The 25,347-nt window shown below is 46.0% G+C and carries 19 protein-coding genes; 6 read left to right on the top strand and 13 right to left on the bottom strand.

Going from position 1 to position 25,347, the window contains the following annotated elements; all coding sequences use genetic code 11:
- The first annotated feature begins 81 nt into the window (after positions 1-81).
- The gene (gene mfd / locus HG547_RS12135; protein ID WP_169548037.1) at positions 82-3,576 is read left to right on the top strand and encodes a transcription-repair coupling factor; all 3,495 of its coding nucleotides are present in this window, start codon (positions 82-84) and stop codon (positions 3,574-3,576) included.
- On the top strand, positions 3,576-4,574 hold the full coding sequence (locus HG547_RS12130; protein ID WP_140907029.1) for a peptidoglycan binding protein CsiV: 999 nt from the start codon (positions 3,576-3,578) through the stop codon (positions 4,572-4,574). Before mfd ends, HG547_RS12130 begins: the two co-directional genes overlap by 1 nt.
- 115 nt (positions 4,575-4,689) lie before the next feature.
- On the opposite strand, the gene HG547_RS12125 is transcribed toward HG547_RS12130, so the two are convergent.
- The 3 genes from HG547_RS12125 to nagZ form a co-directional block, all read right to left on the bottom strand.
- The gene (locus HG547_RS12125; RefSeq protein WP_037418308.1) at positions 4,690-4,962 is read right to left on the bottom strand and encodes an acylphosphatase; all 273 of its coding nucleotides are present in this window, start codon (positions 4,960-4,962) and stop codon (positions 4,690-4,692) included.
- A gap of 559 nt (positions 4,963-5,521) precedes the next feature.
- A complete protein-coding gene (gene ycfP, locus HG547_RS12120) occupies positions 5,522-6,064 on the bottom strand; it encodes an alpha/beta hydrolase YcfP (protein WP_169547971.1) in 543 nt (180 codons plus the stop codon).
- 81 nt (positions 6,065-6,145) lie between these two features.
- Complete coding sequence (gene nagZ / locus HG547_RS12115) at positions 6,146-7,174, bottom strand: beta-N-acetylhexosaminidase (RefSeq protein WP_140907032.1); 1,029 nt, start codon at positions 7,172-7,174, stop codon at positions 6,146-6,148.
- A 383-nt stretch (positions 7,175-7,557) separates the two neighbouring features.
- Here nagZ and HG547_RS12110 point away from each other — a divergent pair, with 383 nt between their 5' ends.
- Entirely contained in the window at positions 7,558-8,934 is a 1,377-nt protein-coding gene (locus tag HG547_RS12110) for an L-serine ammonia-lyase (protein ID WP_037429797.1), read from the top strand.
- A gap of 112 nt (positions 8,935-9,046) precedes the next feature.
- On the opposite strand, the gene HG547_RS12105 is transcribed toward HG547_RS12110, so the two are convergent.
- From HG547_RS12105 to HG547_RS12090, 4 genes are all read right to left on the bottom strand, one after another.
- Positions 9,047-9,784, bottom strand: coding sequence for a hypothetical protein (locus tag HG547_RS12105; protein WP_140907033.1), 738 nt, complete (start codon positions 9,782-9,784; stop codon positions 9,047-9,049).
- Between the two features lie 783 nt (positions 9,785-10,567).
- Complete coding sequence (locus HG547_RS12100) at positions 10,568-11,350, bottom strand: S1 family peptidase (protein WP_169547970.1); 783 nt, start codon at positions 11,348-11,350, stop codon at positions 10,568-10,570.
- A gap of 289 nt (positions 11,351-11,639) precedes the next feature.
- Entirely contained in the window at positions 11,640-12,479 is an 840-nt protein-coding gene (gene fghA, locus HG547_RS12095; RefSeq protein WP_140907035.1) for an S-formylglutathione hydrolase, read from the bottom strand.
- 127 nt (positions 12,480-12,606) lie between these two features.
- Positions 12,607-13,746, bottom strand: coding sequence for an S-(hydroxymethyl)glutathione dehydrogenase/class III alcohol dehydrogenase (locus tag HG547_RS12090; RefSeq protein WP_011622557.1), 1,140 nt, complete (start codon positions 13,744-13,746; stop codon positions 12,607-12,609).
- 196 nt (positions 13,747-13,942) lie between these two features.
- On the opposite strand from HG547_RS12090, the gene HG547_RS12085 reads away from it, so the two are divergent.
- Positions 13,943-14,818: a LysR substrate-binding domain-containing protein gene (locus tag HG547_RS12085; RefSeq protein ID WP_037417872.1), complete on the top strand. Its 876-nt coding sequence runs from the start codon at positions 13,943-13,945 to the stop codon at positions 14,816-14,818.
- A 62-nt stretch (positions 14,819-14,880) separates the two neighbouring features.
- Here HG547_RS12085 and HG547_RS12080 read toward each other — a convergent pair whose 3' ends face one another.
- Positions 14,881-16,170: an FAD-binding oxidoreductase gene (locus HG547_RS12080; RefSeq protein ID WP_169547969.1), complete on the bottom strand. Its 1,290-nt coding sequence runs from the start codon at positions 16,168-16,170 to the stop codon at positions 14,881-14,883.
- A gap of 300 nt (positions 16,171-16,470) precedes the next feature.
- Between HG547_RS12080 and HG547_RS12075 the strand changes: the two genes are divergently transcribed.
- Positions 16,471-17,115 (top strand): DUF938 domain-containing protein, encoded by a 645-nt coding sequence (locus HG547_RS12075; RefSeq protein ID WP_169547968.1) that lies wholly within the window; start codon positions 16,471-16,473, stop codon positions 17,113-17,115.
- A 114-nt stretch (positions 17,116-17,229) separates the two neighbouring features.
- On the opposite strand, the gene HG547_RS12070 is transcribed toward HG547_RS12075, so the two are convergent.
- From HG547_RS12070 to HG547_RS12050, 5 genes are all read right to left on the bottom strand, one after another.
- Positions 17,230-18,258: a GGDEF domain-containing protein gene (locus HG547_RS12070; protein ID WP_169547967.1), complete on the bottom strand. Its 1,029-nt coding sequence runs from the start codon at positions 18,256-18,258 to the stop codon at positions 17,230-17,232.
- A 159-nt stretch (positions 18,259-18,417) separates the two neighbouring features.
- A complete protein-coding gene (locus HG547_RS12065) occupies positions 18,418-20,043 on the bottom strand; it encodes a phosphoethanolamine--lipid A transferase (protein ID WP_169547966.1) in 1,626 nt (541 codons plus the stop codon).
- Positions 20,044-20,301: 258 nt separating this feature from the next.
- Positions 20,302-22,395: a prolyl oligopeptidase family serine peptidase gene (locus HG547_RS12060; RefSeq protein WP_169547965.1), complete on the bottom strand. Its 2,094-nt coding sequence runs from the start codon at positions 22,393-22,395 to the stop codon at positions 20,302-20,304.
- Positions 22,396-22,657: 262 nt separating this feature from the next.
- Positions 22,658-23,119 (bottom strand): MarR family transcriptional regulator, encoded by a 462-nt coding sequence (locus tag HG547_RS12055; protein WP_169547964.1) that lies wholly within the window; start codon positions 23,117-23,119, stop codon positions 22,658-22,660.
- Positions 23,119-24,297, bottom strand: a complete 1,179-nt coding sequence (locus HG547_RS12050) for a cation diffusion facilitator family transporter (RefSeq protein ID WP_169547963.1) — start codon at positions 24,295-24,297, stop codon at positions 23,119-23,121. Before HG547_RS12050 ends, HG547_RS12055 begins: the two co-directional genes overlap by 1 nt.
- Before the next feature lie 626 nt (positions 24,298-24,923).
- Here HG547_RS12050 and gloA point away from each other — a divergent pair.
- A complete protein-coding gene (gene gloA, locus HG547_RS12045) occupies positions 24,924-25,334 on the top strand; it encodes a lactoylglutathione lyase (protein WP_037417829.1) in 411 nt (136 codons plus the stop codon).
- Positions 25,335-25,347: the final 13 nt, after the last annotated feature.

Genomic DNA, 25,347 nt, shown 5'->3' with positions numbered 1-25,347 from the left:
AGAGTTTTCACTAGCACCCTCGCGCCCAAGTCACTACAATAAATGCAACTATTTGTGAATGAATCCGTTTATCCCACGCCAATGACACATATTTCAGCCCTAACACCGCCCGTTGTAAAAAATGGCACTCAAATGCAAACTCTGTCGTGTATCGCCGGAGTGGGTCAAGCGGTCACCCTCGCCAGCTTGATACGCCAACACCCAGGCACCACGCTCATTGTCACCAGTGACACACCAACGGCATTGAGTCTCGAGTTAGAGCTTAATTATTTATTAGCGAACACCACCATTAAGGTGCGGCTGTTTCCTGACCGTGAAACCCTGCCCTACGACAGTTTTTCACCCCATCAGGATTTGATCTCCCAGCGTTTAGAAACCCTGTCACAAATCAGCCATGCCGAGCACAGCGTGGTTATCGTGCCGGTGACGACACTGATGATGCGCTTGCCGCCGAAATCCTATTTAAGCTCCAATGTATTTGTGCTTAAAAAGGGCGATAAATATCAGCTCCATGATGTGCGCCAGCAATTAACCGACACGGGTTATCACTTAGTTGAGCAAGTTTACGAACATGGCGAGTTTGCCATTCGGGGCTCAATTCTCGATATCTTCCCTACCGGCGTGAATATGCCGCTGCGTATCGAGCTTTTCGATGATGAAGTTGAAACTATTCGCCATTTCGACCCAGAGACCCAGCGATCCTCTACACCCGTCGATGCGGTGCGATTATTACCGGCAAAAGAATTTCCAACCGATAGCAGTGCCATCGAAGGCTTTAGACAACGCTATCGCCGCCGTTTTGAGGTGATCGTTAAAGAGCCAGAGTCAGTTTATCAATTGGTGAGCCGAAATTTGATGCCCGCTGGGATTGAAAACTATCTGCCACTGTTTTTCGATGAGGTCGCGACGCTATTTGATTACCTGCCGAAGGACACTCAGTTAGTCACCTTGGGCGATATCGAAAAATCCGCTCGCGCCCATTTGCATGAAGTGGAAACACGGTATGAAGACCGACGGGTCGATCCGCTACGACCACTGCTTGCCCCTAAAGAACTGTATTTACTGATAGAAGAATTATTTGCCGCCTTTAAGCCGCTACCTCGCTATCAATTTGTGGCCCCAAATCCTGACACCAATGGTGCTGCGGCGCAAATTGATGCCAGAGCCTTGCCTGAGGTAAGCGCCAATCACAAATTAAAGCAGCCGTTAATCGCACTGCAGGATTATGCTGAGCAGGCGCCGCGCATATTATTTAGCGCAGAATCTGAAGGTCGCCGTGAAGCGCTGCTCGAACTCTTAGGTAAAATCCAGTTAAAGCCTACGGTATTTAGTCATTTTGATGAGTTTATTAAAACTGATACCAAACTTGGCTTGATCGTTTCGCCCTTATCCCGTGGTTGTGTACTGGGACTCGGCGCACAAACTGCCGTCAGCATCATCTGCGAAACTGAGCTCTTCGGCCAGCGGATTTCACAGCAGCGTCGCCGCGAAAAACAGCGTCAGATCAGTAACGATACCTTAATCAAAAACTTAGCCGAGCTGAAAGTTGGCCAGCCGATCGTACACTTAGAGCACGGTGTTGCCCTTTACCAAGGTTTAGTCACCCTCGATACTGGCGGCATTGTTGCTGAATATTTGCAACTTGAGTACTCAGGCGGCGATAAGCTCTATGTCCCCGTTTCCAATTTACATTTAATTAGCCGCTATAGTGTTGGCGCCGATGGGGAAACGCATCTTAATAAACTCGGTAACGACACTTGGGCTAAGGCAAAAAATAAAGCCATTGAAAAAATCCGCGATGTGGCCGCAGAACTTCTCGATGTCTATGCACGTCGCCAAGCTCGTCCGGGTGAGAGTTGCGAAATCAATGACGAAGAATACGCCCAATTCGCTCAAGGTTTTCCCTTTGAAGAAACCGTCGATCAAGAAAGCGCAATACATGCCGTGCTCGCCGATATGCAATCGCCAACCGCAATGGACAGATTAGTTTGTGGTGATGTGGGCTTTGGGAAAACCGAAGTCGCGATGCGCGCCGCCTTTGTGGCGGTGAATGCGGGTAAACAAGTGGTTGTGCTGGTACCCACCACGTTACTCGCCCAGCAGCACTACGAAAACTTTAAGGACAGATTTGCCGACTGGCCGGTGGTGATTGAAGTGATGTCACGCTTTAGAACCGCCAAAGAGCAAACTCAAGTGCTGAAACTGCTCGAAGAAGGCAAAGTCGACATCGTGATTGGCACCCATAAGCTGCTGCAATCCGAGGCTAAATTTGAGAATTTAGGCCTACTTATCATCGACGAAGAACACCGATTCGGTGTCAGACAAAAAGAGAAAATTAAAGCACTGCGGGCCAATGTGGATATTTTGACCCTCACAGCTACGCCTATCCCTCGCACCTTAAATATGGCGATGTCGGGAATGCGCGACTTATCGATTATTGCCACACCTCCCGCTAAGCGTTTGGCGGTGAAGACCTTTGTACGCGAATCCGATCCCGCGACGGTGCGCGAGGCTATATTGCGTGAAATCCTCCGTGGTGGCCAAGTCTATTACCTGCACAATAATGTCGAAACCATTGAAAAATGTGCCCAAGACATTAGTACCTTGTTACCTGAAGCGCGGGTTGTGGTCGCCCATGGCCAAATGCGTGAGCGGGATCTTGAGCGGGTGATGTCGGACTTTTATCACCAAAGATTCAACGTGTTAGTCTGTACCACTATTATCGAAACCGGTATCGACGTCCCTAGTGCAAACACCATTATTATCGAACGCGCCGACACCTTTGGTTTAGCCCAGTTGCATCAGCTACGTGGCCGTGTGGGTCGCTCTCACCATCAAGCCTATGCGTATTTGATGACGCCACATCCTAAACGTATGACTAGCGATGCTCGCAAACGTCTCGAAGCCATCGATGCCCTTGAGGATTTAGGTGCCGGTTTTATGCTCGCCACCCAAGATTTAGAGATCCGCGGCGCAGGCGAACTCTTAGGTGATGAGCAAAGCGGCCATATCTCAAAAATTGGCTTTAGCCTCTATATGGAAATGCTTGAATCGGCGGTCAAAGCGCTTAAGCAAGGCAAAGAGCCATCTCTGGCGCAAATGCTCAATCAGCAATGTGAAATGGAGCTCAGAATTCCGGCCCTATTACCTGAAGACTATGTCGGTGATGTGAATATTCGTCTGTCGCTCTACAAGCGTATCGCCAGTTGTGACAGCGAAGAAGCCTTAGACGAACTTAAAGTTGAGCTTATCGACCGCTTTGGTTTGCTGCCCGAGGCCACTAAAAACTTGATGGAAATGACTCTGTATAAACATCAGGCAACTCGGCTAGGGGCGACTAAAATTGAGGTACACGCCAAGGGTGGCAGTATCGAATTTAGCCAAGATCATAATATCGACCCAGGCTTTATCATTGGATTACTGCAAAGTCAGCCACAAATCTATCGAATGGACGGGCCGAATAAGTTAAAGTTCATGCTCAGCGCCGAAACGGCAAAAGAGAGGCTCGCGTTAGTCAAGCTCTTGCTCGAACAACTATCTCAACATCAATCGCAACATCGTCTTGGAGATAAATAGTGTTACGTCAACTCGCGGTCTCTATCGCTACACTTATTGCACTTTCACACAGTTCACTTGCCCGTGCTGAGGCGTGGTTCGAGGTTGAAGTCTATATTTTCGAACGCCAAAGCCAGTCAACTGAACAATGGCCTATGGCCCCAATTGAGACGAAAACCAATAGTGCAATCGACCTAATCTCACCGGTTGTAGGTCAGGCTGTGGTCTCCATGAGTAATGAGTCTGCGCCTTGCACACTTGTTTATGATGCCGATGCCAATAGCCATTGCGCAGAAAACACAAATACGAATGCCACTAATAACACCGATAATAGCACTAGTGGCGGCTTAAGGATCACAGGCCCAAGCACAACGACCACCCAGTACCGTTACCCAAGCATGATCCCATCGGAAATCGGCAGTAGCAGCCAAACCTACGCCAAACTTGGCAGTGGCCCGGTATTACTCGCAAGCAACCAAGGTCAGTTTGCAAGTATCGTTAATAGCTTATCCAGAGAACGTGGTAATCGCAGTCTACTGCACATGACATGGCAGCAACCTATGACGGGTAAAAGCGGCTCAGTGCCTGTTCGCCTATTTGCTGGTAAGGATTTCTCCGCCAACTACCACTTCGATGGCCGCCAAATTGTGCAACAAGCGTTAAACAGTTCGATACAAAATACTCAAGGCTCCCAAGGAATGGCTTTAGAAAGTTCGGCACCATTGCTACCCTCTCCTGTTTGGCAACTTGATGGCACGCTGAATATTTACCTCAGCCACTACCTCTATATCGAAACGGCCTTAAATCTTCGCAAAGAAGGACGTAAGTTAATGCCTGTGCTGACCGATGAAACCAGCACAAATACTAATGCGACGCCTGTTAAAGTGATGACGCCTTACCTGATGTCTATTCCGCTGGAACAGAATCGCCGAGTGAAAAGTGATGAAATTCATTATCTCGATCATCCCGAAATGGGCATGGTGATCCAGATCCGTAAAATGGCGCAACCTAGCGCATAAAACGCCAGCCGATCAATGCTAAATAAAAAGCGGTAATACGAGTGTAATTACCGCTTTTTATCACCAATAGCCCCATGACCATTCAAGACTCACCCAGACTGAATTTAGCAGCAAGTCAGCGCACTATTGAAAAATCCAAATAAATATCATCGCCTTGGTCTTCTTCCACCTGCACCATTAATCCATCGGTGCAAGGCACGCCTAACTCACACCAGGCAATAAGATTATCTACAGCAGGATTACTGCCCTGTGCGAGCACTTCGACACTTCCATCGACGCAATTAGTCACATAACCTGTAACGCCCAAGGCTCGAGCCTTTGTCAGTGTCGCATGCCGACAGCCCACACCCTGTACGGTTCCCGTTAATTTGATTAGCACCCGTTTCATTTAAGACTCCTGAACAAGGTTAGCTTGTTATTCTCATGCGAGTTTAAGCATAGCCGAGATTTGAGCTTAGTTACGTTATAAATGTGTTAAGTGATGGATTTACTGAGTGAAACAAATGAAATGAAACGCATAAAAAAACAGCTAACAAGACCGCTGTTAGCTGTGTCGGGCGACATACGCAAAAGGTTGTCCATAAATGGACTAATGGCATAAAAGTTTGTAGCATTTTGTAACAAACTATTAAGACGCGCTACTTTACACAATTAATTACAAATTTCAACAAAATGATAGATAAATCCACTCTTACAGTACTTATTTAATGCTTTTTACTGAAATAGCCAACCAAACCAATAATATATACCGTCAACCATTCCAAATATGAAATATATCGATATACCAATACATGACGCTCGGTAGCATAAGCAGCAACCCCGTACATATAACGAACTGAAATATGGAAATGAGCGAAGGCTAAGGCTGGCAATCACACGAAAACCAAACCTATTCCCCTACAAATGAGTAGCGATGCGCGGTCTAATGATGAGTCTGCAAACGAGTATTAACCGTTTAGCTTAAAAGCTTTGATTTTAGGCAAATGGGCCGCTAATTGGGGGAATTTATGGGGTTGAGTTTCATCCCATTCGATAGGGTAAAAACAACTGAGTTCACTGGACGTTGCTTGACTGTCGAGCACTTCATCAAGACGAGACAGAATGCACATCGCTTTGTTGGTATTCTTCAACCTAAACTCTGAAACACACTTATTGGCGATGTCGGCATACTCTTCCGGGCGATCAATTTTCCCTTGCATTGTCTCTTCTGGATGAAGATTGGGATTGATCAACACCGACTTTAACCCATTTAAAAAGCCAATTCGCTCAGCCCAATACGCCCCCAAACCGACGCCCACCATTAACGGCGTGGGATCGTCGCTATACTGCATTTGCTTGGCGACCTCTTTCAATAAATGCTGCATATCATGCTTGGGATGCAAAGTGCTATAGCTGATAAGCCTTACATCTGGGTCAATAAACTGCAACTGACGCATTTTTTCGTGATTACCAGGGCTAGTCGCATCGAATCCATGAAGATAAAAAATCATATTGAGACCTTTTAACAATCTGCCAAACACGGCGCATGCCACTAACCCTAGCAAATATTCATTGCAGAACCTTGCGCTACATCAAACTTTTGCCTGTTGTGCGAGCTGTATTTGCTCGGCCAGCTGCTTAGCATTTTCCCAACGAGCACTATTTTCTAATGCGATAGCAGTCTGCGCCGCATTAGGTTTAAGTAAACTCGCCGGATGTTTCGGTGCAGCAGAAGGCCATACAAAACCGTTTAAGAGTGACATAACACCTGGATTATCATTACAAACCAAAATCATATCGCAACCCGCATCCAACGCAGCTTGAGCGCGGCCTATATAATCTCCCGCAAAAGATGCGCCCTTCATCCCCAGATCGTCGGAGAAAATCACCCCATTAAAACCCAGATCTTGGCGAAGGATCTGATTTAACCAATAGGTTGAAAAGCCCGCAGGATTGGGATCAACTTTAGGGTAGATCACATGGGCAGGCATAATGCCTGATAATTTACCTTGAGCGATCAACTCCTTAAACGGCAGAATATCTTGATTAAAAATCGCCTCAGCCTCACGTTCATCGATAGGTTGCGCAATATGGGAATCTGCCGCCACACTGCCATGACCTGGGAAATGCTTACCCACGGCACCCATGCCCGCCTCGGCCATACCCTCAATAAAACTCTGCGCTAACGCAATCACTTCATCGGGCTTTGCACTAAAACTACGTTTGCCAATGACTTGGCTAATGCCGTTAAGATCGAGCACAGGCGCAAAGCTTAAGTCGATGTCACAGGCGAGTAACTCAATGGCCATTAAAAAACCCAGCTCACAGGCCCAACGTTTCGCCAATGCCATCTCGCCCTTAGCCGCTGGCAAAATATCCCCCATGGCCGGAATAAGCGTAAAACCTTCGCGAAAACGTTGTACTCGTCCGCCCTCATGGTCGACGGCAATCAAAATCTCGGGACGAATTTGGCGGATCAGCTGCACCAAGGCAATTAATTGCTCACGGCTAGTAAAGTTGCGGGAAAACAGGATCAAACCGCCCACTTGCGGATGGCGCAGCATCTCAGCTTCAGCCTCACTGACCTCTAAAGACAGCAGATCCAGCATTAGATAACTCATAATTCTCCCTAAAATTTCTTATTCATACTCAAAAAATAACCATAGCGATACTGGCTACAGGGTTCACAAAAATCCCCAAAAAGCGAGCCATTTACCGTCAAATTTTACCCAAAACCGATAATGTAGGCCATTAAATCGACATTAATGATCCGCTAATTAAGCTCAGCTTATCCGAAGACTTTCTAATAAAAAAAACTAATGTGAATCTTGATACTGATTTATGGGATACTGAACATAAGCGTATCACACAAGCCTATTTTTACGTGGATAATGCCTGCAGTTTGCCAGAGTTGATGCCCTAAAAACCAGCGTATTAACACGATAACTGCAAAGTTCATCCGCACACACTAAAATAAAAATCGAGACACAACAGGACTTCAATCATGATTAGCGTATTCGATATGTTCAAGATCGGCATTGGCCCTTCGAGTTCACACACTGTTGGCCCCATGAAAGCGGGCAAAATTTTTATGCAGCACCTTGCTGATTCGGGCCAGATTGCCCAAGTGGATGAATTAAGAGCCGAACTCTTTGGTTCCCTCGGCCAAACCGGCAAAGGCCACGGCACAGGTAAGGCGGTCATCTTAGGCTTGATGGGTGAAGATCCTGAAACCGTCGATACCGACAGCATCGATGGCATTCTTGAGCAAGTGTCTAAAAATGAGACCCTTACCCTCAGCTGCGGCAAAGTAGTCAAGTTTACCCGTGAAGACGGCATTACCTACCACAGACGTAAAACCCTTCCCGCCCATGCGAACGCCATGACACTGTATGCCTACAGCAAAGGCGAATGTATTTTTGAGCGCACTTACTACTCTGTCGGTGGCGGATTTATCTTAGATGAAGATGAAATCAACCAACGTAATGCCTCACCAGCATCGCAAATTGAATCAGCACCTTATGATTTTAACAGCAGCGCCCAATTACTCGAACTTTGTACTGAACATGGCTTAAGCATTTCATCCTTAATGATGGCCAACGAACTTAGCCTAGCCAGTGAAGAAGAAGTCAAAGCCAAGCTGTGGAATATCTGGCAAACCATGAAAACCTGTATTGAACGTGGTTACCAAAAAGAAGGCATTTTGCCAGGCGGTTTAAAACTTCGTCGCCGTGCGCCAGCACTCTATCGTCGCCTCAAAGCCGAAGGCCGTAACAACGTCGATCCATTAACCGCAATGGATTGGGTCGATTTATTCGCCCTCTCGGTAAACGAGCAAAACGCAGCAGGCGATCGCGTTGTGACTGCACCAACAAACGGCGCCGCAGGTATTATTCCTGCCGTGCTTTGTTACTACGATACCTTCGTGCAAGAAGTCGATATCGACGTTTGTGCCCGTTACCTGTTAACCGCCGCTGCAATTGGTATCTTGTATAAGAAAAATGCCTCGATCTCAGGCGCTGAAGTTGGCTGTCAAGGTGAAGTCGGCGTAGCCTGCTCGATGGCGGCTGGCGCCTTAACCGAAATTATGGGCGGCACAGTGGAACATGTTGAAAACGCGGCCGAAATCGGTATGGAACACAACCTAGGTTTGACCTGCGATCCCGTTGGCGGTCTAGTGCAAGTGCCCTGTATTGAACGTAATGCAATGGGCGCAATCAAGGCCATTAACGCCTCACGTATGGCGCTGCGCGGCGACGGTAACCACAAGGTATCACTGGATAAAGTGATTAAAACCATGATGGATACAGGTAAAGATATGCGCAGTAAATACAAAGAAACCGCCAAAGGCGGCCTTGCGGTGAACATTGTTGAGTGTTAATCCACTCAAGCTGTTAATTAACTTAAGTCTTTAGCACTGTCATGCCGCACTTAACCGTTCAAACCTAAACGATTAAGCGCGGCATTTGTTTATCTTAAAACGAGTACAACGTTTAGTTCGTCGCCTTCATTGATGAATTCACATATTGCGAAATCACTCCCGACCATGTTTTTTCAATTTCAGGAATAAGCTGCGAAAACGCTTGTTTTTCAGTCTCTCGGCGCAAATCATCGACTGCATCAGAGGTGCTCCATACCGATGCGTTTCGACTTTCCTTTGCCGTCGACTCCGCTAATCCATACAAATATTCGGTGCGTACATCAAACAGAGCCGCCGAGACGGTTGTCGTCACGCTCACTTCTTTATTTTTTAAAAACCCAAGGGAAATGACATTCAGTGGCGCAAATTGCTGCTCACCCGCATGGAAAGAGGTATCAAAGGTATAAATCAGTAAGATATCCGCTTTGAGTCTTGCCGCAGCTTCCCGCAATGATTTGATGGAATCTAACTGCTCCGGCAACAAAATACGATTTAACGGTGCAATCCCTGCCACCTGCGGCATTTTACCTAATTGAGCAAAATCGGCTTCGGTTTCGACTTCACGAGTAGTGACCACGCTGTAACGGCCTGTGCCAAAACTGCTTAAACGGTAGGATGCATAACCCGGCGCCTGAATACGTGCCACGGCAAAATGTGCAGGGAATGTTGCAGCCGCTTGCACCGACATCAGCGCATTAATATCCGAATCTGCTAAGCTGCCGATAGCCACACTGCCACCAGGCGTAGTGTAAGAAGCACAACCGCCCAACAACATTAAACTCAAAAACGCCACAAGCTTTATCTTTTTCATTATCCCTCCATTAAACACACTTCATTCCCATGAATAGAAAAATAACTTACTGTTTAAAATAAATTTTTACTATCTAATCACTAAAATACATTGTTTCAAATTATTCCTCAAAACACGACAGGCTCACTTATCCAAACAATTAAATAAACGAAATATGATGCTCTTCAAAAAGTAAATTAACCTGAACTCGGGGTAACGAGTGTCGAAAAAATCTAAATTTAACTAGGGCGTGTTGACGTTTCAGGGTTATTTTTGCAGCAATGTGGCTGGCTTTTATGCAAGGCAAAGTCCGTGCAGTGTAGTTATTCTACATAAACGGACGATAACGCGGCAGAAAAGCCAGCCAAATGCTGCCCGAAGGGTTCGTCTGGCAAGCCCTTGCTCTTACTTTCAGTCATAAGAGCCGCTCGTCATTTGAGTAAACTACACATCATTCCTCCGAGCACATGCTTGCCAGAACGAACAAAATCTAATCTCGAAACGTCAACACGCCCTAACTAAATCAATGCCATAAATGATTCTTTTGAAAGAAAAATATTTTTTCTGACTGAATGCGCAGATTTTTTGTGTATATCAAGGCGCTCTGTCGTATGCCATAGCGAGCGATGGTGAGACAGAGCAACGCAGAGAGGCCAGAAAAGATGCCTATTCAGCGGCTCTACTTATCCCGAGCTCAGGTTAAATTAGGCCAAACTCACCGATGTACACATCCGTTTTTATGAGAGCAAACAATAGAGAGTAGTGAAATAGCGGCAATTTATCGCAAAAGTACAATCTAATACCTTAATCAGGACAGATTTCTGGCGATATCCCTGATATCTTCCAAAGTGTTTTCTCAATCCAATCCCTGAAATAGGAAATGCGTGAGTAATGCTCAATCACGCCATACTTGCCTTCTTCCCAATTGGTTGACTCAGCATTTTGCCATGAGCTGACACCGATAAGACAAACTGAATCGGTGGAGACGAGATACGCTGGACCACCTGAATCTCCTGGGCCACTTATCCCCTCCAATGGTAAGGCATTCGCGTCGCGGTCAAAGATAAATTGCAGCCATTGCTCCTGCACTCCGACCACGGCATTGTGTGCCGCACGCAACTGTTTATCGGCCCCCGCAACGCCCACTAGCCCATTACCATAATCGCCACGTCCGACGAAGGTGGCGATTTTGCCCGTTTCGGTTGTGGCATGATTCAATTTAGCGAGTGTTGCATCCTCAATGGAAGAAGCCAATTGAACCAAGGCAATATCGTAGGGAAAGTGCCTCTCTTTCCAAAGTGGATGTTTTATCACGTCTTTAATCGGGTAAAAATGCGTTTTAAATTGCACCTTATTGCCGACCGTTAGCTCATTAGCCACGTGCGCCGCCGTCACAATCCATTGCTTATCGATAAGGCTGCCAGTGCCAAGCACGATTTCATCACCTTTATAAAGTCCTAAAAAGGTGACCGTCGAATTATCGCTTTGCGCCGCCGCTTGATATTTCGCGTCATCGACATCATGCCTAATAATCATGGCATTGGCGGTACTCGTTATCGCCAGTAACAGCACGAACATCCATTTCATATTGAACTCCTATCCTTGCGTATATTTATTCGCCAATATTGGGTGATGAGAATATAGAGAATGAATCATCTTTAATTTCGAGAACTTAACAGCTTTTTTTCTTTTGAGATATAGCCGCGGCGTTCAAATCATTCAGGCGCAATGGGTCAACAAGACATCCTGAATGACATCGCAATTAATCTATAGAAAATAAAATCGCGGTAAACTTGAGTTCTCCGCGCTTTTTAATATTTAACCCTAGGCTTTAACTCTGAGGTTGAATGCAAAGAGGGGCTAACGCTAAACAGCCTTATTTAAAATACAAGCTATGGAATTTAAGGTGTTCTTCAATAAAGCTCGCAATAAAGTAATAGCTATGATCGTAGCCCGCCTGCATACGCAAATCTAAGGGATAGCCTTTCGTTTTGGCGATATCACTGAGCGTGTGTGGCATTAATTGTGTTTCTAAAAAACTGTCCGCATCGCCTTGGTCGACTAAAATAGGCACTTCGCTGATCGCCAATTTGAGTAACTCACAGGCATCATATTGGCGCCAGTGCTCACGATTTTCCCCTAAATACTCGGTAAAGGCTTTAATCCCCCAAGGCGCATTACTTGGATTGCTGATAGGGCTAAAGGCCGAAATGGAGCTATATCTGTGGGGATGGGTTAATCCAATGACTAACGCGCCATGCCCGCCCATGGAGTGGCCAGAGATGGCGCGCTGTCCGGTTACGGGGAAATTCGCTTCAATCAGCGCTGGCAGCTCATGCACGATATAGTCGTACATTTTATAGTGGCGATTCCAAGGTGCTCTGGTCGCATTCACATAAAACCCTGCGCCAAGACCTAAGTCATAGGCTTTATCCGGTGCATCGGCAACATCATCACCACGAGGACTGGTATCGGGAGCGACGATAGCCATTCCCAACTGCGCCGCAATACGCTGCGCGCCCGCCTTCTGCATAAAGTTTTCATCGGTACAGGTGAGTCCAGATAGCCAATACAACACAGGCACTGATTTGTTGGCCGCCTCGGGTGGCAGGTAAATCGCAAAGCGCATCTCGCAGTTCAGCGCCTGAGATTGATGGCGATACTGTTTGTGCCAACCACCAAAACTCTTATTACAGCTGATATTTTCTATTGTCATGTCAATCCCTTTCCTGTTCACTTTCAGTGGTTAGCTTGCCGTTCAAGACCCTATCACAAGCTTAAAACACATAAGCAGCAGATAAGTCGTTAGCGGTTATCTGCTGCTGTGATGACAAAGAGCGCAATTATTTATCGAAATGGATCACGCTGCGAATGCTCTTGCCTTCATGCATCAAGTCGAAGGCTTCGTTGACTTGTTCAAGTCCCATAGTGTGGGTGATAAAGTCATCGAGCTTAAACTCACCTGCAAGGTATTGTTCAACGATTTTAGGTAATTGCGAACGTCCTTTCACGCCACCGAAGGCAGAACCTCGCCATACGCGACCTGTCACCAGTTGGAACGGACGGGTGGAGATCTCCTGCCCTGCACCCGCAACACCAATGATCACTGATTCGCCCCAGCCCTTGTGGCAACACTCAAGCGCGCTGCGCATCACATTAACATTACCGATACATTCGAAGGAGTAATCCACGCCGCCATCGGTCATCTCGACAATCACCTCTTGAATGGGTTTGTCGAAATGTTTCGGATTAATACAATCGGTTGCCCCTAATTTACGGGCAAGTTCGAATTTAGATTCGTTGATATCAATGGCAATAATCCGGCTGGCTTTTGCCATGGTCGCACCAATAATGGCCGAAAGACCGATACCACCTAGGCCGAATATCGCCACAGTCGCGCCTTCTTCCACCTTAGCGGTGTTCATTACGGCGCCCATACCTGTCGTCACACCACAACCCAGCAGACAGATCTCTTCCAATGGCGCAGTTTTATTAACCTTAGCCAATGAAATTTCAGGTAATACCGTGTATTCAGAGAAGGTAGAACAGCCCATGTAATGGAAAATGGGCTGGCCATCTTTATAGAATCGCGTGGTGCCATCAGGCATTAAACCTTTGCCTTGAGTCGCGCGGATCTTCTGGCACAGATTGGTTTTACCCGATAAACAGAATTTACATTCACCACACTCAGGCGTGTAGAGAGGGATCACATGGTCGCCCACCTGCACGCTGGTCACGCCTTCGCCCACTTGCTCAACAATACCACCGCCCTCATGGCCGAGGATCGCTGGGAACACGCCTTCTGGATCGTCACCACTTAAGGTAAACGCATCGGTATGGCACACCCCAGTCGCCACGATGCGAACTAATACTTCGCCGGCTTTAGGTAACATCACATCGACTTCTTCAATCTTGAGCGGCTGTCCCGGCCCCCAGGCCACGGCGGCCTTTGACTTGATAAACTGTGGTTTTTCGTTCGACATGCTTGTCTTTCCTTCTTTTAATCAATGGGCTTATCAATTTACGGCTTACCTCATGCCCTACTCGCTTGTAAGCATAGATTGAGGCGGACGGATAAGCTTAAAAATAGTGTGCGGTAATGCAGTCACTAGATTGTATTTATTTCCTGAGGATTGATAATCTAGCATTTTGGCAATTCATTTTTACTGAGAAGCAACAATGTACCTTTGGGATGGCATATCAGAATTTGTAGCAGTGGCCGAGGCCGAGAACTTTACCTTGGCCGCACAGCGCCTCAATGTATCCACCGCCCACGTGAGTCGGCAAGTCGGCGCGCTGGAAAATCGCCTCGGCACTAAGCTGTTTTACCGTACGACGCGCAAGGTATCGCTCACCGAAGAAGGCACGATTTATTATCGCCATTGCCGCCAATTGCAAACTGGACTAGAGGAAGCTGAGCGAGCGATTACCGATCTTAAAGACTCGCCTCAAGGGCTGATAAAACTCACCGCGCCCGTAGCCTACGGTGAAAAATTTATCATGCCGTTACTCAATGACTTTATGGTGCAGTATCCCAGTGTGGAATGTAATGTTGACTTGACCAACAGAACCTTAGATTTGATTGAGGGCGGCTATGATTTAGCCATTCGCCTTGGCAAACTCGCCGACTCCAGCCTAATGGCCAAACCCTTGAGTAGCCGCACCCATTATGTGGCCGCCTCGCCCAGTTATGTTGAAAAATACGGTGAGCCCCATACGCTTTCGGAGTTAAATCAACATAATTGTCTGATCGGGAATCACAATTACTGGCGCTTTATTGAACATGGCCGCGAGCGCAATATTAAGGTACGCGGCAACCTTATCTGCAACAGCGGCTATGCCCTGCGGGATGCGGCGTTAAAGGGCATAGGGATAGTACAACTCCCTGATTATTATATTGAAGAAGATATTCATGCAGGCAAACTTATCTCCTTCCTCGACGCACACCGCGAAGCCAAAGAAGGCATTTGGGCGCTCTACCCCCAAAATCGTCATCTGAGCGCCAAAGTGCGGGTTTTAGTGGATTATTTAGCTGAAAAACTGGCGAGCAGCTAACTCACAACAATTAATCCAATATGAGTGACAATCATCTCGCTGTCGTCAGACGCCCCACCTGTTTAGCGCCAGTTTTCCCTGAGGGTGTAATACAACATACCTAGGGCCAGTGCCTGATTACCAAACCATTCATTCAGCGGGATCCGGATATGACGCATGGCGGCGAAGAGATCGAACTCTCGCATTTGACCATCAATCGCCTGCCCCATGATCTCGGCCATGATATGGGAAGTTGCCACGCCATGGCCCGAATATCCCTGACAATAGAAGATATTCGGAGTAATTTTGCCCAACTGGGGAATACGGTTAATCACTATCCCCGCCATGCCAGCCCAGGCAAATTCAATGTCGACGCCCTTTAACTGGGGGAAAGTACGTTCAATCGCCGGGCGCAGCTCGGCGGCAACGTTTTTAGGATCGCGGCCGCTGTAATTGGTGCCACCGCCAAACATCAAACGGTTGTCGGCAGTTAAGCGGTAATAATCCAGCACGAAGCGGCAATCATACACGGCCAAATCCTGCGGATTAAGTTGCTTAGCTAACTCAGCCGGCAATTGGGCTGTCGCACAATTGCCAAGGGAGGCAGGAAATAACATGCCCCGTAGCTTGGGACGGCCCAATTTGTGGTAGGCATTGCCCGCGATGAGCACGCTGTTTGCCTTTACCCTTCCCTTTGGCGTGAGCACGGTTGCAAGCTCTCCTTGCTGAATATCCAGCACCTGTGAATGTTCAAAAATCTTAGCGCCCAATGAAGCCGCGGCTCGAGCCTCACCAAGGCATAGATTTACCGAATGCAGATGCATATTGCGCCGATTGACTAAACCGCCGTGGTACAAGGGCGAGGCTAAATAGGTGGGCATCTCCTGCTCAGGCACTAAGGTCATAAACTCCCCCATGCCACGGCGATTAGCCTCGTCGAACATTTGCTGTAACTCTGCCATATGTGTGGGGCGATAGGCCGTCTGGATATGACCAAATTTTAAATCACAATCAATGTTGTACTTCGCCACTCTACTTTTGATGATATCGTGCCCACGCCAGCGAAGATCCCACACATAATCCTCAGCATCCTGACCAAGATGACGGCGTAATTGCTTGGTCATCGCTGCATCGCCAGATAGGCTTCCGGTCACTTGACCACCATTACGGCCAGTCGCGCCCCAAGCAATTTTATTTGCCTCTAATAATGCGACCTTGTAGCCTTTTTCAGACAACTCAACCGCTGTTGCAACCCCAGTAAACCCGCCGCCGATAATGGCAACATCTACACGAAGATCACCTTCAAGTTCTGGATAATCAGACTCTTGCTTAATAGTGGCATTGTAATAAGAGGCGCAGCGTTTGGCTGACATAGGGTTTCCTTACACGATGTTATTATGATTTTTCGTTTAATATTTTTTACAAACGTTCAGAATTTTTGAGTATAACGAAGCTATTATCATGGTCAACAGAAGAATGCCCCCTGACAGGGAAATAAGCGAGTTTGGCAAAACAACTTAAGCCATTGGATTAACGAGGTTAGTGACTTAAGCTAGGCACCACCCGCTAGGATGGTAATAGAATTGACCCTGCGTTATTGTCTCAAGGGTAATCGCCATCAGAAAGACGCATTTCACAAAGATTTATTTAACAATGACCTATCAGGAGAAACTATGCCGCAGGATATACAACCTCAAACAACTGATGTTCTGCCCTTTTCTCAAGCCTGTGAAAATAATAAAACGCCTATTCTTGCGGTATTAAAAACCGCTTTTGCCAATACCAAACAAGTACTTGAAATCGGCAGCGGCACTGGGCAACACGCCGTTTATTTTGCAGCGAATCTCCCTCAACTTTTTTGGCAAACGAGCGATCAAGCGCAATATCTTGAGGACATTAGTGCAAGATGTTTACAACAAGGTCATCAACTTGGCGTTCATAATCTTGGCTTACCTATTACACTTGATGTATCACTACCTTGGCCTATCAACGGCCCCCATATCGATGCAGTATTCAGCGCCAATACCTTACATATTATGAGTAAACCCAAGGTGGAAGCATTTTTTAATGGCTTAGGTGAGTATTTACCACAGCTCAACTCCCTATGCCTGTACGGGCCTTTTAACTATCAAGGTCACTATACCAGCGACAGCAATCGGCGATTTGATGACTTATTAAAACAAAGAGATAGTGAAAGCGGTATTCGAGATGTTGAATGGATTGTCACCCTTGCCCAAGCCCAAAACTTAACCTTAGTTGAAGATATCGCCATGCCCGCCAACAATCGCTTGCTGCATTTTAAACATTTATTGGCGTAAGGCGCTCAATCCTGAACCCAAGATTCGCATCAGTGAAGCATAAGGATGCTGTGACTACTTACACTTAAACCATTATACATAGGCCCTCAAACTATACTGATAATAAGCAACAACTCAGCCACGCACGCAATTACGGCCATCAGATTTAGCTTCATACAGGGCTTTATCCGCTCTGCTAAACAAGGTTTCTGCATCATCGCCCTTTTGCAAAGAGGCTAAGCCAATCGACACCGTAATGGCGCCCAATGAGAGTTTTTTATCTTTGCCTATGGCTAAGCGCCGCTCGGAGATCCGCTCCCTCAAAGTCTCGGCCACTTGCAGCGCATCATGAAAATGGGTATTAGGCAGTAACACCACAAATTCCTCACCGCCGTAACGGGCGACAAAGTCATCACCACGCACACATTGTTTTAAAGCCAGCGCAACATAAGCCAAGACTTTGTCGCCAATTTGATGCCCATAGGTGTCGTTAAATATCTTAAATCTGTCAATATCCACAAGTAATAAACTACAACGGGTTTGTTGTTCCTCCGCACGATGGATATGGTCCTGAATGGCAATTTCGTAAGCTCGGCGGTTATGTAACGAAGTCAATTGATCTGTCATTGCTGCCAGACTTAAATTCTCCATTTCTGTTTTTAAATTTTGTACTTCTTGCCCCATGGCATTGAGACTCTGCTCCATGGCTTGGTTATTGACCAATAGATTCTGCATTTCATCAATCACCCCATCGACCAATTGATTTAACGTATTCACATCGGGCGTTGATTGCAGTTGCAATCCAAAATCCGCCAAGGTGCTTGTAAATGCTTCCGTCCCTTGGGTTAACTGAGTAATTTTACTGATGAGGGAGTTAATCAATATCTGGGTTTCAATCTGGACATTTTCGATAACTTCAGGGGACTTTTCTTGGATAAAATTCTTGTACAGGCTGGTATTCACTTCTTTGGTAAATACCACGTTGTTAGCAAGAAAACCATCGATAGCACGATTCAAATCAAGATTCGACTGGGCAAAATACTCATACCAAACGGTGTAGTTTTCTGGCGTAACAGGTATATCGAGCGCAGACATTTGCGGTACAGCTAAACGTAAAATTTGAGCCGCTGAATCGAGCTCTTTATTTGCTGCAGGAAAAGACATGAATCATGCATCCATGAGTTGTTATAATTTTGTATAACTTAAGTTAACTCAACTGCTTCGTTTTGGATACTGGGTAAAATGATTATTATGATGGCGCGCAAAAACAAAAAGAGGATGTTGCCATCCTCCTTTAATTTTTTATGTTATGCCAAAAGCGGCTCAACCTCGGCAGCGGGCAAAAATATCCAATTCAGGCTGATAAACCTGAGTTTGAACATTCATTAATCCCAATAGGCTATCGAATAAATTGTCATGGGAAAAGCCGCCCTTTTCGGCTTCTTTGGCAAGACAGGCCATATTCAAATGATTGTCTTGACTAAAATCCTCAGAAAACCAAGCCAGCATAGGAATACTCGTTTGCTCAATGGGCGCAATGCTGTAAGGGGCGCCATGCAAATACATTCCTTTTTCACCCAAAGACTCGCCATGATCGGATAGATAGAACATGGCAGTATCAAATTTTTCTTGCTGTTGTTTAAGCTTATTGACGACTTCACTGATGATGTAATCGGTATACAAAATAGTATTGTCGTAGGTATTCATTAACTCCTCAGTGCTGCAATTTTGGATATCGCTACGTGGGCAATCCGGGGTGAATTTACGGTGCTCTGGCGGATAACGGAGATAATAAGTCGGTCCGTGACTGCCAATAATGTGTAACGCAATCACAGTATCTTTTTGCTCGGCGTTAGCTAATGCTTCATCAAGTTTGTTCAACAAAACTTGATCAAAGCAATATTGACCGGAGCACAACTCAGGATCGCTCTTTAAATCGATAGTGATGTTCTCAACCTGATCGCACACGCCTTTACAACCCGAGTCATTATCAAACCATTGCACCTTAATCCCGCCATGATTCAGTACATCAACGGCCGTGTCTTGGGCATAGGCACGGCGGGAATCATAGTCATCGCGTCCCATGCGGGAAAACATGCAAGGCAGCGATACTGCGGTTGCCGTCCCACAAGAATGGCTATCCTTAAAGACCAGTAATCCTTGCCCCTGAGTATGGGCGTTAGTCGGTTTATCATAACCATAGTATTGATAGTTCATCGAACGAGCCGTTTCCCCAACCACCAGCACTAATAAATTGGGCTTACCGTTGGCATTGGGACTGACATTTTTTGCATCCAAGCCAAGCTGTTCATATTTGATTGGTGTTTGTAGGTAATGCACATTGATGTACTTAGCCGCCGCACCAATAAAATAGGTCGGCACGATATAACGCTTAATCTCATCATTATTGCGGCCAAAGGAAGCGTAGTCTTGGAAATAGAAGAAAGCGATAATCCCAAGCCCTGCTAACATCGCCAGCATAAACAAAACTTTATGTAGCAACTCTTTGAAAAATGGCTTGTATTGGATATCAGCTTTGTAAATCAAATAGGCTGGCAAAATCCCCGTAAGCAGCATATTGAGTATGGAAGCAAAATTGACATACATCAGCGCTTCAGCGCTGTTGGTTTGAAAGGTGTTTTCAATCATGCCGTAATCAAACACGATATTGTATTTTAAGGCCGCAAAAAACACGCTAGATGATAATAAAGTGAGGATGATAAAAAAGGGCTTTAGCAGATACTTCACTGTAAACAGCGAAAACACAAAACTCAGCGCAAAGATCAAAAATAACGGCATACTGGCGATAAAAACCGGATCGACATCAGGTTGTTTTTCAATGCCTTTTTTGATAATTTCAAACAGTGGGATATTAAAAACGCAAACGTAAAATACTGCGGTGATAAAAGTGAAACGATTCACGGTTAGGGTTTTAAATCTCGTCAGCACTGGTTATGGTCTCTCAAATCAATAGTGAGCCGAAGCTAACTTAGTTTTCTTAAGGCAATCTTATGCCCTACAATTTGCGCCATCTTAGCAAGTCGTCAGATTCTCCTCAATTAAATAATCTTTATAATTAACAAGTTATAATGCAGATTAAAAAAACGGCCGAATCTGAAGGCATTCGACCGTTTTTGACTCCCCAACCTATAGGGACTTGCTCGGAACTAACCCCAGCTTGTTAATTTACTGCGGTAACAAGTGCGATTATTTTAACTGCTGTAATAAGTAGGCAAACGCCATTGAATTTAGTTCCGCAGCCTGATTATTATCTGCAGCCCCAGAATGCCCACCTTCGATATTTTCATAGTAAAGCACATCAATACCCATATCCTTCATCTTAGCCACCATCTTGCGGGCGTGCCCTGGATGTACCCTGTCGTCACGGGTTGAGGTGGTAAAAAACACCTTAGGATAATGCACGTCTTTATGCAGGTTATGGTATGGCGAGTAAGTTTTTATGTAGGCCCATTCCTCTGGAACATCAGGATTACCGTACTCCCCCATCCAACTTGCGCCAGCGAGTAACTTATTGAAACGGTACATATCGAGTAAAGGCACTTGGCATACCACGGCATTATAGAGATCGGGACGACGGGTAAAGGCGGCGCCCATCAGCAAACCACCGTTACTGCCGCCTTGAATGCCTAGATGCTTGCTCGAGGTGATCTTACGGGCGATCAAATCCTCAGCGATGGCCTCAAAGTCCTCGTAGGCCTTATGACGATTCTGCTTAAGCGCCGCTTGATGCCACGCAGGACCATACTCGCCGCCACCTCGGATATTGGCCAGTACATACACACCGCCCTGCTCTAACCAGTTTTTACCAATGGTAGCTGAATACGCTGGGCGAAGAGACACTTCAAATCCGCCATAACCATAAAGCAGTGTTGGATTGCTGCCATCGAGCTTAAGATTTTTTGCCATCACCACAAAATAAGGCACTTTGGTACCATCCTTTGAGGTGGCAAAATATTGCTCGGTTTTAAATTTATCCGCCGCAAACTGCTGAGGCATACCTTTGATTTTTTGAGGTTTAAGCGCCTTAGCATTGACGGTATACAGGCTCGATGGCTCAAGGAAGCTAGTGTAGTTGACAAAGAAATCGTCACTGTCACGCTCCATATCCATCACAGTTAGCGCGCCGTTGGCCTCAAAGGGCACTGGCGTGCTTTGCCATGCGCCTTTTTCATCTTGCTCGTAGCGAACCAGCTTGCTCTTCACGTTATCGAGCCAATTAACAAAAATCGCGCTCTTACTGAAACTTAGCTGCGCGATAGATGCTGTTGGGGTTGGGCTCACAAATTCAGTGAAGGAGACTTTTTGGGCAATTAGATCGGCCACATTAGCGAACACCACAGCGCCTTGGCTGAATGTCGCTGCAGGCGTTGCTAAGTCACTCTTGAGCTCAATAAACAATTTTCCTTGGAAATAGCCTTTAATCTCGGCATCTTGTGGGATTGGCAGCTTAGTCAGTTTTCCGTCTTGATAAACATATTGGGTAGCGGTGTAAAAGGTATGTGCTTCTGTGACTAGGCTCAGCGGGGTTTTATCGTCGAACATCACCCAACCCGATACCGCGACAGAGGTTTTATCCCCACTAAAAATCGTCTTAGCGTTGGTAAGTGGGGTACCACGTTGCCATAACTTCACCACGCGGGGGTAACCCGAGTCCGTCATGCTTTGGCCATCGCCAAAGTCGGTGCCGACAAATGCATGGTCTTTATCTATCCAACTTAGGCTAGATTTCGCTTCTTTTAAAAAGAATGGCTTATCTTTTGCTGGCACAAAATCTTTAGTGGTTAAATCAAATTCACGCACTTCCACCGCATCGGCGCCGCCACGGGATAAAGACACAAAACAACGTTGATTATCGGGATATTGGCAATCAATGCTCTTAAATACCCAGTTAACCGATTCCAACTTACCTAAAGCATCGACATCAAGCACGGTTTCCCACTTGGGTTGCGCCTTTGTGTATTCTTCCATGGTCGTGCGGCGATAAATCCCCCGGACATGGGTATCGTCCTTCCAAAAGTTATACAGCTTGTCGCCGATGTGGGTGGCGTAAGGAATACGCTCTTTGTCATTGAGGATAGCGAGGCTATTTGCGACTAAGGTATCAAACCCTTTGAACGCTTTAATTTCAGCGGCAGAAGCGGCATTTTGGGCTTTAACCCATTCCATAGGCTTGGCGCCTTCAACCTCTTCAAGCCAAATATACTTGTCTTCTTGCGCGTGAACTTGAGCAGTCATAGTGAGCACACCTGCGATGCACCAAGGCAGTAATTTACGATTCATGTTATTCCTTTTTAAACAGAGCCCTTAAACATAGTCCTTAAACAGAGCCCTTAAATTGATTCCATCTTAATTTCTGCTCTACATTACCTTAATTGATTTTCAGTTCAACTTTTAATCCAACAAGAATGTAACAAAAGATAAGATATTGTAATCACGGATGATTAATCGAGAATGAATCGAAAATATTCAAGATGTTGTGTCATAAAAAAAGCGCCCATCGGGGCGCTTTAATCGTGACTTAATGAGCTACATAAATGTGCAATTAAAACTCTTGGTTCATCCGCGTCAGCATGTTCAGCAGCACGCTGCGCTCCTCCGCACTCATTTTAGCAGTGAGATCGGTCGTTAATTGCAAATGCAGCGCATCATGCTCAAGAAATAGTGCTTGGCCCTTTTCGGTTAACTCGACCAGAATCGAGCGCCTATCGGTTTCGTGCGGGCGGCGCACAACCCATTGGGATTCGACCATCTTATCGATTTGCACCGTAAGCGTGCCAGTCGTTACCCCAATTTTATCAGCAAGTTCCTTCATCCGCATCGCGCCGTGCACTCCCAATAATTCAATGGTGTGAACCTGTGATAGGCTAAAACCCTTATCACGCACGATAGCATGCTCCCAAGATGATAATTTTTCATAAAACTCAATAATCACATGGTTTAACGCCTGATCCGTGGAATGGACGGCCGAGGCTGATAGAGCATCATGCTGCGGTGCAACTGTCATTAGGCTTCCTTAGCGACACACTCACGTTGACGACAAGTATGCAGCTCAATAGTAATATGGGATAACTCAGGGAACTTAGTCAGTAACTGATTAAAATAACTGGCTTCTTTCGGTGAGTGGGACACTATGGATAACATAATAGCATGGTGATCGGCACTCACGCGCCAAATATGTAAATCGGCGACTTGGTGATCAGGCACCGCTTCAATGGTTTCGCGCACTTTACGCTGTAACGCAGCATTTACCCCGCCGTCGAGCAAAATTGGACTCGTTTGCTGAATCAATCCCCATGACCAGCGACTGATAATAATTGCCCCTACAATCCCCATAATCGGGTCGAGCCAGGTTAAGCCCATATATTTACCGAATAAGAGTGCGGCAATCGCCAGCACTGAGGTTAATGCATCGGCTAATACGTGAAAATAAGCCGCTCTCAGGTTGTGATCATGCCCCGAATGCCCATGGGAATGTCCATGTGCGTGGTTGTGTGAATGGTTATCATGGTCATGGTCATGGTCATGGTCATGGTCATGGTCATGGTCATGGTCAGCAGCATGATGATCGTGCCCATGGCAGCAATGATTATCTTGATGAGCCTTATGGTCATCGTTCTCATCATCATGATCATGTGCGTGAGTGTTGCCATGAGAGTGACCGTGTGAATGTCCATGGTCGTGGGAGTGATGGTCTTTCAACAGGAACACGCTTAATACGTTCACACTTAATCCAATCAAGGCCACGAAAATGGCCTCATTAAAGTGAATATTCTCAGGGTTTATCAAACGCATCCCTGATTCGATAAGCATGATAAGTGCAACCAGTCCTAAGGCGATGGCGCTGGTATAACCGCCAAGGACACTCACTTTACCGGTACCAAAGGCAAAGGTTGGATCATTGGCATGCTTACGGGCATAGGAATAGGCAAACAGCGTAATCATAAAGGCGGCGGCATGAGTGCCCATATGCCAACCATCGGCCAGCAATGCCATAGAGCCGTATATCGTGCCCGCCACAATCTCGGCCACCATAGTGATAACCGTTAAATACAGCACATAACGGGTATTTTTTTCGCCATCAGTATTTTGTGTAGAGAATCCATGGGGATGTTGCCATTGGGCGATGGAGTGTCCAACGCCATGACTTGGCTGCGACATTGTTGTTGAAGGGGTTATTTTCATTATTCTTTCCTACGTTCCCTGCCCTTATCTGACCGATTTGGACAAAAGTACCTGTGGTGTTTGATGATGTCTGCCAACATTTTAGTTTGAAAATCAAAATATATAAATATCAAAATAATCATTTTTCAAACTATTTGCAGAAATATTGCCGACAATCACGAGATGTTAAAACGGACAGATACGGAAAACGGCGGAGTCTAGAAACACAAAGGCGCTTAAATCAACCGATTTAAGCGCCTTAACACAGGATTTGATTAGAATGCGGTATCAGAACATAGATACGAAGAATGCACTGAAAAATAAAGCAATTACAACTGTAGTACCTAGCGCCATTTTAAGTTCGGTGTTCATATTCACTCTCCTAGTGGGTATGAACCCATTATTATCAAGCCTGCGATAAATGCCTATATTGAGATAGTTATTTTGTGAGCAAGACCTAAATTATCCTGTACTTTTCACATCGCGTTTAATGGTGACGTGATACAGCTCACACCACGCAACCTCACCTAGCGCACATCAACTCAAAAATCAAGGCATAGCAATTCGCTTATTCGATTAACATTAAGACTCGATTAACAATGATTTTTGTTATAATGCCGGCATAATTCATTGACCGAGATAATCCTATGTCACAATTGTTACACACAATGATCCGCGTTGGTAACTTAGAGCGCAGTATTAATTTTTACACTCAAATACTTGGTATGAAGCTGCTACGCACCTCAGAAAACCCAGAATACAAATATTCTTTAGCCTTCGTGGGCTACGGTGAAGAGTCAACAGGCCAAGCGGTGATTGAATTGACCTATAACTGGGGCACTGAAAAATACGATCTCGGCACAGGCTTTGGCCATATCGCCATTGGTGATGAAGACATTTATGCTCGTTGTGAAGCCATTGCCGCCGCAGGCGGTAAAGTGACACGCGCGCCTGGCCCTGTTGCGGGTGGCACCACCGAAATCGCCTTTGTGGAAGACCCTGACGGCTATAAGATTGAATTTATTCAAATGAAATCGGCAACCCAAGGTTTAGGTTAAACCTATTCTCTTC

It is taken from the genome of Shewanella sp. DNRA4, from assembly GCF_012843185.1.
GTDB lineage: Bacteria > Pseudomonadota > Gammaproteobacteria > Enterobacterales > Shewanellaceae > Shewanella > Shewanella xiamenensis.
The sequence above is the reverse complement of the archived record's forward strand: the minus strand, read 5'-3'. Positions and strand labels throughout refer to the sequence as shown.